This is a genomic window from Pseudomonas sp. GW822-FHT02E03, from assembly GCF_058802325.1.
Window position 1 is genome coordinate 200,879 of record NZ_JBXAOA010000007.1, and the last position, 13,821, is coordinate 214,699.

Genomic DNA, 13,821 nt, shown 5'->3' on the forward strand with positions numbered 1-13,821 from the left:
CCTATGGCGAGTCGATGGCTCGCCATATCCGTTATAGGTGTCATCAAATGTTGGCTGACGTACTGACGTTTCAAGAACGTGAAATAACGGGCGCAGGTGTGTCGATAGATGTTGCCCTGTTGCATAAGACCATTGCGCAACTGCATGCAAATGATAACGCTCTTCTACATTATTTTGGTCTGGGTCGGCAGCAATTGATTCAGCGAATTGAAAGTAGTAACAGGTCTGTCGAGCGTGGCCAAGAGTCGCCGGTGCTCGTGTCTTTGAAACACGAAATTGATATTATAGAGTCGCTGGTACTGGACGAGCACGTAGGCGATGCTGGTCAAGAATGTTTTTACTGGTTTTATTATGGTTTTTACTGCTACTTCAAGAGATGCTTCGAAAAAGATTCGCGATTTATTGAGTTGTGTAACTTTGCGGATGTTGAAAGTTTGCTGGCGAGTGTCAAGTCTTACGTCATCGCAGGCGTCAAACGATTATCGGAAAAGTCTCTTGTCCATGCGCTGAATACGCGGATATTCGAAAATGCCGATCTGGACCTTCAGACCTTCAATCAGCGATTGAAAACCGGGTTAACAGGCGCGGTTTTGAAATCGTACCCGGTTCTGACACGTCTCTTGATCGAGCAGATCAACAGCACGGTGGCGTACCTGTACAAGGTCGTTTTTCATTTTGCCGACGACGCTGACCTACTCCAACGTACATTCAGCCTGCCTGGCAAACGGATAGACGCAATCAACCTCGGGTTGGGCGATCCGCATGCGGACGGAGAAACGGTCTGCTCTGTACAGGTCGGCAGTCAATCGCTGGTGTACAAGCCGCGGAGCAATCATGAGGCGTCGTTCTACAATGCACTGCTAAAGCGCCTTCATGAGCTGACCGGCGATGACGGCTTTGCCATCTATGCACCGATAACGGTAGCCAGAGAGGGACGCTGCTGGATCGAAAAAATCGAGAATCTGGCGTGCGCGACAGAGACCGACCTGTCGTTATTCTACCGGCGGATGGGGGCACAGATTGCGGTCGTTCACGCCTTGAACGGCATCGACTTCCACTACGAAAACATCATTGCCTGCGGCAGCAGCCCGGTTATGATCGACCTGGAGTGTCTGTTCACGGCGGCCATGGTTGATCTGAAGATCAACCTTCCACACACCCGTGCATTATTCAAAACCCTCAAACGCAACAGTCAGTCCGTCTTCTCGAGCGGTTTTGTCGCTTATTCGCCAGACGCCGACAATGACACCGGCGGGCTGACTCGGCAGAGAACGTTCATTTCGAAAAAGAAGCAGCTGATTCGTGAGCAAGGTTTCTATCGTTTGAAAACGGTCAAGGTCGACAAGGTTCCTGTGATCAGACACCTGCCGATTTTCAAGGGTGAGCCGCGTTCTGTGGATGATTACCAGCACGTGTTCTTCCAAGGGTTTGAAGATGCCTACGACCACGTCATGAACCATATCGACGCGGTACAGGACCTGATCACCGTGCGCATCAGTAAGCTGAAAACCCGTGTCCTGATAAAAAATACGCAGCGTTACGCCGACTTCATCGAACTGTCCCTTCATCCGCGCTTCATGCAATGCATGATTCAGCGTGAGGTGCTGCTGGCAACGTTGTGGGCAGAGTTGAACGAGACGCTCACTGGACATCATCTTCCACGGTACGAGTTGAACGATTTGCAGAAGGCCAACATCCCTTGTTTCACCATGTCTATCGGTTCAAGCCGGATAGTCGGTGCTGCAGGTGTGGAGTTGACGCAACTTGCGATCGAAACCCCTTTTGACAGTTGCCGACGCAAGTTGAGATCACTCTCGCCAAGCGATAAAGCCTTCCAGAAGTACATCCTTCTGGAGTGTCTGTTTCCCGTTTCCAACGACGCCTTGCCCCTGAACCGTAAACATCGATATCACGGAACGCCGGGGATGAGCTCGCCGCAGTACCTTGAAGGTGCCATGAGCATCGCCGGGGCAATCGAGCGCTTACGTATCAAGGGGGAGGAGGGAGATGTCGGGTGGACGTTCTTGAATACTCATCCTCGAACGCGGCGCAAATACATTTCTGCAATGGGCAATAGTTTGTACAACGGCATGGGCGGGCTTGCGATCTTTTACATGAGTCTATTCAGAGTCAGCGGCCAGGAACATTACTGGGACAAGGCTGATGAGATCCTGCATTCGATGGCAAAGTCCCATGGCCATTTTGACAGTGACATGACGGTCAGCGCCTATTTCGGATTGGCATCCTATGTGTACGTGCTGGTCAATTACCAACGTGTGACAGGGCAGCAGAGTCACCAGCAAACCATTGACGGGTTACTGCTCAAGCTCGCCGACTTTCCTCGCCCGGATGACGAGTACGACTTCCTCAATGGCTGGTGCGGCACGGTGACAATGTTGGCGAATCTCTACCTGTTGGAGAAGCGTGCGATGTTACTGCCCCTCATAAAAACGTTTACCGAAGCGATCAAGTCCCGACTGAGCTACGAAGACGGCAAATTTGTGCTCGATGACACTCGGGTGCCGCTGCTGACGGGGTTCTCTCATGGGATGTCCGGCATCCTCCATGCGCTGGCCAAGGTGTACGAGGTCACTCGGGATTCATCGCTCGTGCCGTTGATTACGCAGTTGCTGGAGGCCGAAAATCGTCTCACCGTCCAGGGCTTCTGGCTCGATCTGCGTGATTGCTCCAGACAAAGCTATATGAACAAATGGTGTCATGGCGGCGCGGGTATTTTGATCTCCCGGTTGCAACTGAGCAGAGCGCTGGCAAATGTCTTGAGCCTCGACGCAAGGACGGCAGTCGAAGCGGATATCAAAACCTGTGAAAACAATCTCTGGGGGCATGGCCTGGGAAGCGGTTACAGCCTTTGTCACGGTGATTTCGGGAATCTTGTGTGCTTGCTGGATCTGTACCGTCGGGACGCAAACGACCGGGGCGTCGCCCGCGTGTTGCAGGCGTTTTCCGAGGCTGTGCACAACTTTTTCAATGAAGACTTTATCGGTAAAGACAGCATTCCCGATCTGGGGATGATGCTGGGCATTGCCGGGGTCGGGCAAGCCTTGCTGCATGCCCTGGATGCGCAGTTACCTAATGTTCTATCGCTCGAGTTTCAGGGCGCGGCATCAGTAGCGCCTGTTCAAGATGATCCAGTTGCCGGGTCATCAGTCGAACCGCTGCTGTGACGTCTGCGCGCTCCAGAGCCTGCACCAGCAGTGTGCTTTCATGCCATTCGCTATAACCGGGCGTGGGTACTTCATGTCGAGCAATGGCCAGCAATGTCACGGGGACCAGGCTGCCGAGGAAATGCGCCAGCGGTGCATTGCCGGCCATCTCGGCCAGTTGTAGATGGAATTCTCCAGACAGTCGAATTGCCGGGCCGCGCTCACCGCGCTCCATGCATCGGCGCTGCTGTGCGATCAGCTCACGCAGGCGTTTCAGATCTTCTGCTTGAGGCCGCTGACAGGCCAGTTGCACCAGCGTGATCTCGGTCAGGCGCCGGGCATGAAGGGTTTGGCGGGTTTGCTCGATGTCTGGCGCGGCTACCCGGGGCCGATGATTGGGGCGCAGGACAATGACCTGCTGCTGAGACAACTTCGCCAGCACTTGGCGAATGATGCTGCGGCTCACACCCAGCATTTGCCCCAGGCTTTCTTCGGTGAAGCGGCTGGCCGGGACGATGCGCTGCTCAAGAATGGCATCGAAGACTCGCGGGTAGACGTCATCCACCGAGGGCTTCTCGCAACGGGAGCGGGCGAAGGGCAGGGCCGTGAGTGTCTCGCGGTTGTGCGGCGGTGAGGCGAAGCTGTTCATGGCCTGTCTCCAGTTCGAAGAGGGGGTCAACTGCCGAGGTGGTCATCCGGAATGTTCAATTCGATGCCCATCCGCTGGCCTTCGCGCAGGATGTGCCGACGCATCTCGGCGCTGGCTTGGGCGCTGTTTTTGCTGCGAATGGCCCGCACCACGGCTTCGTTTTCTTCAAGGCGTTCAGCCAGATGCTCTGGCGAATTGCGTAGCACCTCGGCGCTTTGCTTGAGGGCGTTGCTGGTCTGCTGCACAACGCTCTGGAAGATCGGGTTCGAGGTCAGGGTGAACAGTTCTTCGTGGAACGCGATGTAGGCGCTGACCCCGGCTTCGCTGTCGTTGGCCTCCAGGGCTTCGCGCATGTCCATCAGGGTCAGGCGCAGTTGGCCGACTTCCTTGCTGCTGATGGATTGTGCAACCAGGCCGACGATGAAGGGTTCGAGGGTGTAGCGCAGTTGCAGCACGTCTTCCAGGCTGGCCCCGGCCACCGCGCTGTCGTGGCTTTGGCTGTCGCTGAGATTGGCTTCCAGCACCACCACGCCTTTGCCCGGCATGGAGCGCACCAGCCCGAGGGTTTCCAGCACGATGACCGCTTCGCGCAGGCTCGGGCGGCTAATGCCCAGTTGTTCGGCCAGTTCACGCTGGCCCGGCAGCATCTCGCCGGAGCGCCACTGACCGCGGGCCAGGGCGGCCCGAAGTTTTTCTACCACCGAATTTACAACGGTTGACGAGGTAATCACTGTTCGCTCCAAGTCGTGATAAATGTGCCTGACCTTGGGCAGGCACACGTAGTTTAAAATTCCTGCTGATGCGCCGGGACCACCGGTTTCCTGGGCTGGAAGGTATAACCCACCTGACCGGAAAGCACTTTGTTCGCTCGCTGGATATCGATGTCCTTTTCCCAACGGGCGATGGCCACCGTGGCGACGCAGTTGCCGATCAGGTTGGTCAGCGCCCGGCCGATGCCCATGAACCAGTCCACTGCCAATACCAGCACTAGCCCGACCACTGGAATCGCCGGAATGGCCGTCAGTGTCGCGGCGAGAATCACCAGCGCCGAGCCGGGAATCCCGTGGGCACCTTTGGAGGTGATCAGCGACACCAGCAGAATCGTCAGCAGGTCAGTCATGGCCAGCGGCGTGCCGGTGGCATTGGCGATGAACACAATGGCCAGGGTCAGGTAGATCGAAAAACCATCCAGGTTGAACGAGTACCCGGTCGGAATCACCAGCCCGACCGTGGAGCTGCCGATGCCCAGATGCTCAAGCTTGCGCATGATTTGTGGCAGCACGGCGTCGGAAGAAGCGGTGCCCATGACGATCAGCAATTCTTCACGCAGGTATTTGAGCAACGGCCACATCTTCAGGCCCGAAAGGCGCATCACCAGGCCGAGAATCAATGCCACGAACGCTACACAGGTCATGTAGAAAAGACCGACCAGGCTGCCCAGGTGCTGCAGCGAATCCAGGCCATATTTACTGGTGGTGAAAGCGATGGCGCCGAACACGCCGATCGGCGCCAGACGCACGATCATGCCCATGATGCGGAAGATCACGTGGCTCAGCTCATTAATCAGCCGGGAAATACCCGACGCTGCTTCGCCCACCAGGTTCAGCGCGCTGCCGAACAGCACCGAAAACAGCAGGACTTGCAGAATGTTGTTTTCCGCGAAGGCGCCGATTACCGAGGTCGGGATCAGGTTCATCAGGAACTGGGAGGTGGTTTGCATGTGCTGACCGCGCTGGGCGATGTCGCCCATGTCGGCGGCGGAGAGTTGCTCCAGATGAATGTTCGCACCGCTACCGATGCCAGTCGTGAAGGCGAACACCAGGCCGATCACCAAGGCGATGGTGGTCAGTATTTCGAAGTAGATCACCGATTTGAGGCCGATGCGTCCGACCTTCTTCAGGTCACCGGCACCGCTGATGCCGCTGACCACCACGCAGAACACGATCAGACCAATGAGCATCTTGATCAGTTTGATGAAACCGTCGCCGAGAGGTTTGAGTTGGGCGGAGTATTCGGGAAGGGTCAGCCCGCAGACGATGCCGAGCACCAGTCCGAGAACCACTTGAAGGAAGATTGAGCGCGAGCACCATCTGAGCATGAGAGGAATCCTGGTCGGTGTCCTGGCTGCCGTGCGCGATGCGCATCAGATTCAGGACTTAATTATTGTGGTCTTACCGGTATGTCCAGTGCAGGCGCAGTCTACGCTGGATTTTTTCAGGATTACAAGTGGGAATCGAAAAATTGGCATGACCGGTCTGACCAGTGGCCAAAGCCGCGTAGGAGATGCCGATCAAGATCAAAAGATCGCAGCCTTCGGCAGCTCCTACCAAAACCGCGTACACCCATGATTTCACGAATGTACACAACCTCTGTAGGAGCTGCCGAAGGCTGCGATCCTTTGATCTTTTGATCTTTATGGCAGACGAAAAAAAACCGGCCATCACTGGCCGGTTTTTTCATTGCTGCAGTTCAGCGGGGCAATTAAGCGCCGTACACCGGCAGCTTTTTGCAGATAGCCTTGACCTTCTCACGAACGGCGTCGATCACCGCTTCGTTGGAAAGATCTGCCAGGATGTCGCAGATCCAGCCGGCCAGCTCTTTGCACTCTGCTTCCTTGAAGCCGCGAGTGGTCACTGCCGGTGTACCGAAACGCAGACCGGAGGTGACGAACGGGGAGCGTGGATCGTTCGGTACCGAGTTCTTGTTCACGGTGATGAACGCTTTGCCCAGTGCGGCGTCGGCGTCTTTACCGGAGATTTCCTGCTTGATCAGCGACAGCAGGAACAGGTGGTTCTGAGTACCGCCCGACACCACGTCGAAACCGCGCTCGATGAACACGCCGGCCATGGCCTGGGCGTTTTTCACCACTTGTTGCTGGTAGGCCTTGAACTCAGGTTGCAGCGCTTCCTTGAAGCAGATCGCCTTGGCAGCGATCACGTGCTCCAGCGGGCCACCCTGGGCGCCCGGGAATACGGCGGAGTTCAGTTTCTTCTCGATGTCGGCGTTGGCGCGAGCCAGGATCAGGCCGCCACGTGGACCGCGCAGGGTCTTGTGGGTGGTGGTGGTCACGACGTCAGCGAATGGAACCGGGTTCGGGTAGACGCCAGCGGCGACCAGACCGGCCACGTGAGCCATGTCGACGAACAGGTAGGCACCGACCTTGTCAGCGATTTCGCGGAAGCGCGGGAAGTCGAGGATCTGCGAGTAGGCAGAGAAACCGGCCACGATCATTTTTGGCTTGTGCTCAACCGCCAGACGCTCGACTTCGTCGTAGTCGATCAGGCCGTTGGCATCGATACCGTACTGAACAGCGTTGTACAGTTTGCCGGAGGACGAAACGCTGGCACCGTGGGTCAGGTGACCGCCGTGGGCCAGGCTCATGCCCAGGATGGTGTCGCCCGCTTGCAGCAGGGCCAGGTAAACGGCGCTGTTGGCTTGGGAACCGGCGTGTGGCTGAACGTTGGCGTAATCGGCGCCGAACAGTTCTTTGGCGCGGTCGATGGCCAGTTGCTCAACGACGTCGACGAACTCGCAACCACCGTAGTAGCGCTTGCCCGGATAACCTTCGGCGTACTTGTTGGTCAGTACCGAGCCTTGAGCTTCCATCACCGCAGGGCTGGTGTAGTTTTCCGAAGCGATCAGCTCGATGTGTTCTTCCTGGCGCTGAGCTTCTTGCTCCATGGCGGCAAAAAGGTCGGCGTCGTACTTGGCAATAGTCAAATCACGGCTGAACATGGCGGTCCTCAAGGATCGGGGCAGAAAAGGGGGGCATTCTAACCCAACCGCTTTTAGATGGCATATGAAAGGACATCATGTCGCAGACAAGTGGTGTTCATGCGCAGGATTTGCGGTGTCTGGGCTGGCCAGAGTCAGGTGATCGTTCCCACGCTCTGCGTGGGAATGCCTCATTGGACGCTCTGCGTCCGCTTCGGCATGTGACGCGGAGCGTCACGGGCTGCATTCCCACGCTGAGCGTGGGAACGATCAGTCAGTCAAACATGAACAACGCATCGTTACTGAACTGCGCCTCAAACCGACTCGCCGGCATCGGCCGCCCAAACAGATACCCCTGAACCTCATCGCAACCATGCTCACGCAGGAAGTCGAGCTGCTCGTGGGTTTCCACGCCTTCGGCGATCACCGCCAGATTGAGGCTGTGGGCCATGGCGATGATCGCCCGGGCAATTTGCGCGTCCTGTTCACCCGAGGGCAGGCCATCGACGAAGGTGCGGTCGATTTTCAGCACGTCGATCGGGAATTGCTTGAGGTAGTTGAGCGATGAATAACCGGTGCCGAAGTCGTCGACTGCAATGCTCAGGCCAAGGTTTTTCAACCCGGCGAGGATGTGCATCGCTTCGCTGACTTCGCGCATCAGAATACTTTCAGTCAACTCCAGCTCCAGGCACGCCGGCGGCAGGCCGGTTTCCTTGAGGATGGTGGCGATCCGGGTGCCGAGCTGCCCGTCGGAGAACTGCCGGGCCGAAATGTTCACCGAAACCTTCGGCACCCGCACCTTGGTTTGATGCCAGGTCTTGAGTTGACGGCAGGCTTCGCTGATCACCCAGTCGCCGACGTCCACCACCAGCCCGAGCTCTTCGAGCACCGGAATGAAATCCCCCGGCGGTACCAGGCCACGTCGTGGGTGACGCCAGCGCAGCAGGGCTTCGGCACCGGTCAGGCGTTTGCCGTCGCCGCTGAATTGCGGCTGGTAGTACAGCACGAATTCATTTTGCTCCAGGGCATGGCGCAAGTCGCTTTCCAGCTCCAGACGCTCCAGGGCGCTGGCGTTCATGTCGGCCTGATAGAACTGGAAGTTGTTCTTGCCGCGCTCCTTGGCGTGGTACATCGCCGTGTCGGCGTTCTTCATCAACTGACTGAGTTCGCTGCCGTCCTGAGGGCTCAGGGCGATGCCGATACTGGCGGTGACAAAGAACTCGCGGCCTTCCAGCACGAACGGTTTCACCAGGCTGGCGAGGATCTGTTCGGCCACGTGAATCGCCCGGTTCAGCGCGATCTCCCGGTTCACCCGGGGTTGCAGCAGCAAAGTGAACTCATCACCACCCATGCGTGCCACGGTGTCGTCATCGTCGACGCAACCAAGCAGGCGCGTGGCCATTTCCTTGAGCATACGGTCGCCGGCGGCGTGGCCGAGGGAGTCGTTGATCGGCTTGAAACGGTCCAGGTCGAGGAACATCAGCACTACCCAGGACTTCTGCCGTTCAGCCGATTGCAGCGCGGTGTGCAGGCGATCCTGGAACAGCGTGCGGTTGGGCAGGTGAGTCAGGGCGTCGTAATAAGCGAGGCGGTGAATCCGTTGTTCACTGGCTTTGCGCTCGCTGATGTCGCTGAAGAAACACACGTAGCTGGCCAGATCGCCTTCATCGTCGAGTACCGCGGTAATCCCGACCCAGGCTGGGTAATGCTCGCCATTGCGTCGTTTGAGCCAGACTTCGCCTTCCCAGGTGCTGTGCTGATGCAATTGCTTGAGCACATAGCGCAGATGGGCTTCCTGCTGCTCATCGACGGTGAGCATATTCGGCAACTGGTCGAGGACCTGGGCCACCGCATAGCCGCTGACGCGACTGAAAGCCTCGTTGGCCTGGACGATGTAGCCCGCCGGGTCGGTGATCAAAATCGCCGAGGTCGAGTGCTCGAATACCGTGGCCGCCATGCGCAGGTCCTTCTCGGCCCGACGTTGCTGGCTGATGTCGCGGCCGACCCCGAGCACACCTTCAAAGGCGCCATGTTCGTCCCAGACCAGCACCAGACGCAGCTCGATGGGAATCTTGCGTCCGTCGGCCCGCAGGCAGTCGAACAGAAACAGCTGGGTCTGTACCTGACTGCGCAGCAGCGCCAATTGTTCGGGCTTATCCAGCGCTTTGCTGACCCGGTCCATCAGGCTGTAGATGCCGGTCAGTTGTTGCGGGTTGGCGATGGTCGATTGCCAGCCGTTCTGGAATATCCAGTCGGCGTCGAAGCCCAGCACGGCTTGCACCGAGGGGCTGACGTAATTGAGCGCCATCTTGCTGTCGGTGGAGAAAATCACGTCGCTGATGCTTTCGGCGAGCATCCGGTAACGCTGCTCGCTGTCGCGCAGGGACTCACTGGCTTCGATCTGCTCGGTGATGTCCTTGGCCACGCCGATGATGCGCGTGACCTGATTGTGTTTGTCCCGCGCCAGGGCCTGTTCGCGAATGTCGAAACGCCGCCATTTGCCATCGCGATGGCGGAAACGCAGCTGGCATTGCATCAGTTGGGTGTAACCCGCGTGACGTTGGGACTGGCGTGATCGGTGGTAGTAATCGGCATCTTCGGGGTGCAACAGGATTTCCCAGAAGTACTCGCCCATCTGGTGCAGTTCGGTGCGGTTGTAACCCAGCGTTTGCCCCAGGTGATGGTTGCTGAAGATCATCCGCTGGCTGATTACATCCTGTACATACAGATGATCCGGCACGGTGCGCACCACGTCGGACCAGAACCCTTCACGCTCCAGCAGCGACAATTCGATGAGCTTGCGACTGGTGATGTCGCTGATGCTCAGGATCACCGCTTTGTAGTCGGCCTGATCTTCCGGCAGACGCAGTACCAGCCACAAATGCTGGTCGCGGCCATTGGCGTCCTGAAGTTTGATTTCCAGTTCAAGCTGTTTCTGCTGCTGGAGCACCGCTTCGAGCACTTGATTGCCGATGGCCGTGCAGTCCAATGGGCAGCCGTTGATCAGCAGTTTCCAGGCTTGATCGCAGGAATTGACGTTGAGCAATTGCAGGGCAACCTGGTTGACCTCGGTGATGCGCAGTTCCTGCAGCAGTTGCTGGCGTTGCTCCGGTGTCTGGAGCCAGGCCTTCAACTGTTCGCTGCTGTTGAGTTGAGCCCTGTCGAAGATACTTTTGAGCCCGGACAGGTCGAGCACGCACAGCGCAACGCCGGTACCTTCGAAAATGTCCTGATAGCGTCGGCGGCCTTCATGCAACAGGCGTTGACGGCGACGAATGCTCAGCAGAGCGATGAACGGTAACAGCGAAAAGGCCAGGCCCAGCAGGCATTTGCCGATGAACGCCGGCAGCAGTTGTTCGAGCACCCGTTGGCGGTCGAACAGCCCGCGCAATTGCCAGTCGCTGCTGCTCAGAGGGACTGTCAACACGCTGTTGGCCAGTTCGTCGGCTGTCAGCACGGCCGGCTTGGCCGAGGGTTGGGTGTCATCGCGGCTGATGATCTGATGATTGATACGGTTTTCCACCAGCCACAGGGGGCGGATGCCGGCGTCGCCCTGTTTGGTCAATGAGGAGAAAAACGTCGGTGTCAGACGCAGGGCCCAATAACCGCGGCTGCTGCCGCTGGCCTGATGCAGGAGCAGATGCACCACTGAGCCGTCGTCGGCATTACTGAAATAGTGGGCCTGGGCGCGGCTGCGTTGAACCAGTTCGCTCAGGTAATGGGCGTCCGGGCTGTCGGCGGCACTGTCGCTGAGGATTTTGCCGGAGGGACTGAGCAGAGCCAGGCTGCGCAGGTCGGGCAGCGATTTCTGCAGTTTGCGCAGCAATGCCTGCTGTTCGTCGGGACTTTGTGGTTGTTCGATGATCGGTAGCAGGTTGAGGGCGATCTGGGCATTGAGCGCCATGTTGAGGCTGACTTGCGCAGCCAGATCGGCGGAGTAGTCGATGGTGTATTGGCGCTGGTTTTTCTGGGTTTCACGAAGCTGATCCAGCAGCTGCCAGAACAGCAGTGCGAGCAGCAACAGCACGAGGGTTGCCAGCGCGCCCTTCAAGGTTCCGCGCAGGGGCGAGCCGGTCGCAGGATTGAGTGCGCTCACGGACGATGGCGGAGAGACATTAGACAAACTGTAATCCTGCGGTTTGGCTGGACTGGCGCGACGTGCACTATAAGCCGGACGCCCGAAGGGCGGCTAGCATGCCTTGAGTTGTGGCGAAGTGCCAGCCCCCGCTCGGCTGGACTGCCTTCTATCAATAAGGTAGCTTTGCCGGTTACGCGGGAGCGTTCCAGCTCCTAGAGGTTTTTTCAGCGCGCACGCTTTGATACCCATCAAACGAACGACGCGCATGGCCTGGCCGGGCATCGCCTGCGCTCCAATCATTCATCAGTCACTGACCCAAGGTTCTCCATGGCTCAATACGTCTTCACCATGCATCGGCTGGGCAAAGTTGTTCCGCCGAAGCGGGAAATCCTGAAAAACATTTCGCTGTCGTTCTTCCCTGGCGCCAAGATCGGCGTACTCGGTCTCAACGGTTCGGGTAAGTCCACGCTGCTGAAAATCATGGCGGGCGTCGATAAAGAGTTCGACGGTGAAGCCCGTCCGATGCCGGACCTGAATATTGGCTACCTGCCGCAAGAACCGATTCTGGACCCGACCAAAACCGTGCGTGAAGTGGTCGAGGAAGCGGTCAGCGTGATCAAGGACGCTCAGGCGCGCCTGGACGAGGTTTACGCGGCCTACGCTGAACCGGATGCAGATTTCGACAAACTGGCGGCAGAACAGGCCAAGCTTGAAGCCATCCTGCAAGCCAGCGACGGTCACAACCTGGATCGCCAACTGGAAGTCGCCGCCGATGCGCTGCGTCTGCCGGCGTGGGATGCCAAGGTCGAAGTCCTGTCCGGTGGTGAAAAGCGTCGTGTGGCCCTGTGCCGCCTGCTGCTGTCCGCCCCCGACATGCTGCTGCTCGATGAACCGACCAACCACCTGGACGCCGATTCCGTCGCCTGGCTGGAGCACTTCCTGCACGATTTCCCGGGCACCGTGGTTGCGATCACGCACGACCGTTACTTCCTGGACAACGTCGCCGGCTGGATCCTCGAGCTCGACCGCGGCGCCGGTATCCCGTACGAGGGCAACTATTCGGGTTGGCTCGAAGCCAAGTCCGATCGTCTGGCGGCCGAATCCAAGCAGCAATCGGCTCACGAAAAGGCCATGAAGGAAGAACTGGAGTGGGTGCGCAAAGGCGCCAAGGCCCGCCAGTCCAAATCCAAGGCTCGTCTGCAACGCTTCGAAGAAATGCAATCGCAGGAATTCCAGAAGCGCAGCGAAACCAACGAGATCTACATTCCGGCCGGTCCGCGCCTGGGCGACAAGGTTATCGAGTTCAAGAACGTCAGCAAGGGCTACGGCGATCGCGTGTTGATCGACAACCTGTCGTTCTCCATGCCTAAAGGCGCCATCGTTGGCGTGATCGGCGGTAACGGTGCCGGTAAATCGACCCTGTTCCGCATGCTGATGGGCAAGGAAACACCGGATTCGGGCAGCATCGAAGTCGGCGAAACCGTGCAATTGGCGTGCGTCGATCAGAGCCGTGAAGACCTGGATGGCAGCAAGACTGTGTTCCAGCAGATCTCCGATGGTTCCGATCAGATTCGCATCGGCAACTACGAAATCCCGTCGCGCACCTACGTTGGTCGCTTCAACTTCAAGGGCGGCGATCAGCAGAAGTTCGTCAAGGACCTGTCCGGTGGTGAGCGTGGTCGCTTGCACCTGGCCCTGACCCTGAAAGAGGGTGGCAACGTCCTGCTGCTCGACGAACCGTCCAACGACCTCGACGTTGAAACCCTGCGTTCCCTGGAAGAGGCCTTGCTGGACTTCCCGGGCGCCGCCATTGTGATCTCTCACGATCGGTGGTTCCTTGACCGCGTCGCGACTCACATCCTGGCGTACGAAGACGACTCGCAAGCGGTGTTCTTCGAAGGCAACTACACCGAGTACGAAGCCGATCGCAAGAAACGCCTCGGCGAAGCGGCTTCCCAGCCTCACCGCGTACGGCACAAGAAACTGGCCTGATTTCAGGTTGGTTGGATAAAAAAAACGGAGCCTTCGGGGCTCCGTTTTTTTATGGGTATTCAGCAAGACCGAGTCGCGTCCATCGCGGGCAAGCCTCGCTCCCACAGGGATCTGCTTCAGGTTCGGATTTTGAGAACGCTCGAGATCCCCTGTGGGAGCGGGCTTGCTCGGGTAGAAACCGGAGACATCCTTTACGTTTTAAACCGGAGACATCGTTTACAGGT

General features: G+C 58.0%; 8 protein-coding genes. 3 read left to right on the top strand and 5 right to left on the bottom strand.

Going from position 1 to position 13,821, the window contains the following annotated elements:
- Nucleotides 1-47 precede the first annotated feature (47 nt).
- Nucleotides 48-3,185, top strand: coding sequence for a type 2 lanthipeptide synthetase LanM (lanM, locus tag AC1RQB_RS08435; RefSeq protein ID WP_063342468.1), 3,138 nt, complete (start codon nt 48-50; stop codon nt 3,183-3,185).
- Here the strand turns inward: lanM and AC1RQB_RS08440 are convergent.
- From AC1RQB_RS08440 to AC1RQB_RS08450, 3 genes are read right to left on the bottom strand one after another with little or no spacing between them, the layout of a single operon-like run.
- Complete coding sequence (locus tag AC1RQB_RS08440; RefSeq protein ID WP_081235271.1) at nt 3,091-3,813, bottom strand: GntR family transcriptional regulator; 723 nt, start codon at nt 3,811-3,813, stop codon at nt 3,091-3,093. The genes lanM and AC1RQB_RS08440 overlap by 95 nt on opposite strands.
- A 26-nt stretch (nt 3,814-3,839) precedes the next feature.
- Nucleotides 3,840-4,544, bottom strand: coding sequence for a FadR/GntR family transcriptional regulator (locus AC1RQB_RS08445; protein ID WP_008072332.1), 705 nt, complete (start codon nt 4,542-4,544; stop codon nt 3,840-3,842).
- Between the two features lie 53 nt (nt 4,545-4,597).
- On the bottom strand, nt 4,598-5,911 hold the full coding sequence (locus tag AC1RQB_RS08450; RefSeq protein WP_063342470.1) for a C4-dicarboxylate transporter DctA: 1,314 nt from the start codon (nt 5,909-5,911) through the stop codon (nt 4,598-4,600).
- Here AC1RQB_RS08450 and AC1RQB_RS08455 point away from each other — a divergent pair.
- Nucleotides 5,910-6,161, top strand: coding sequence for a hypothetical protein (locus AC1RQB_RS08455; protein ID WP_063342471.1), 252 nt, complete (start codon nt 5,910-5,912; stop codon nt 6,159-6,161). The genes AC1RQB_RS08450 and AC1RQB_RS08455 overlap by 2 nt on opposite strands.
- A 133-nt stretch (nt 6,162-6,294) precedes the next feature.
- Here AC1RQB_RS08455 and glyA read toward each other — a convergent pair whose 3' ends face one another.
- Entirely contained in the window at nt 6,295-7,548 is a 1,254-nt protein-coding gene (gene glyA, locus AC1RQB_RS08460; RefSeq protein WP_007895259.1) for a serine hydroxymethyltransferase, read from the bottom strand.
- Between the two features lie 253 nt (nt 7,549-7,801).
- Nucleotides 7,802-11,650, bottom strand: a complete 3,849-nt coding sequence (locus AC1RQB_RS08465; protein ID WP_063342472.1) for a bifunctional diguanylate cyclase/phosphodiesterase — start codon at nt 11,648-11,650, stop codon at nt 7,802-7,804.
- A 282-nt stretch (nt 11,651-11,932) separates the two neighbouring features.
- Here AC1RQB_RS08465 and ettA point away from each other — a divergent pair, with 282 nt between their 5' ends.
- Nucleotides 11,933-13,597: an energy-dependent translational throttle protein EttA gene (ettA, locus tag AC1RQB_RS08470; protein WP_008072328.1), complete on the top strand. Its 1,665-nt coding sequence runs from the start codon at nt 11,933-11,935 to the stop codon at nt 13,595-13,597.
- Nucleotides 13,598-13,821 lie beyond the last annotated feature (224 nt).

Bases quoted from the DNA above. Each gene is read 5' to 3' on its own strand.
- AC1RQB_RS08450 (WP_063342470.1), bottom strand. From the start codon at position 5,911: ATGCTCAGATGGTGCTCGCGCTCAATCTTCCTTCAAGTGGTTCTCGGA.
- glyA (WP_007895259.1), bottom strand. From the start codon at position 7,548: ATGTTCAGCCGTGATTTGACTATTGCCAAGTACGACGCCGACCTTTTT.
- AC1RQB_RS08440 (WP_081235271.1), bottom strand. From the start codon at position 3,813: ATGAACAGCTTCGCCTCACCGCCGCACAACCGCGAGACACTCACGGCC.
- lanM (WP_063342468.1), top strand. From the start codon at position 48: ATGTTGGCTGACGTACTGACGTTTCAAGAACGTGAAATAACGGGCGCA.
- AC1RQB_RS08455 (WP_063342471.1), top strand. From the start codon at position 5,910: ATGAGAGGAATCCTGGTCGGTGTCCTGGCTGCCGTGCGCGATGCGCAT.
- ettA (WP_008072328.1), top strand. From the start codon at position 11,933: ATGGCTCAATACGTCTTCACCATGCATCGGCTGGGCAAAGTTGTTCCG.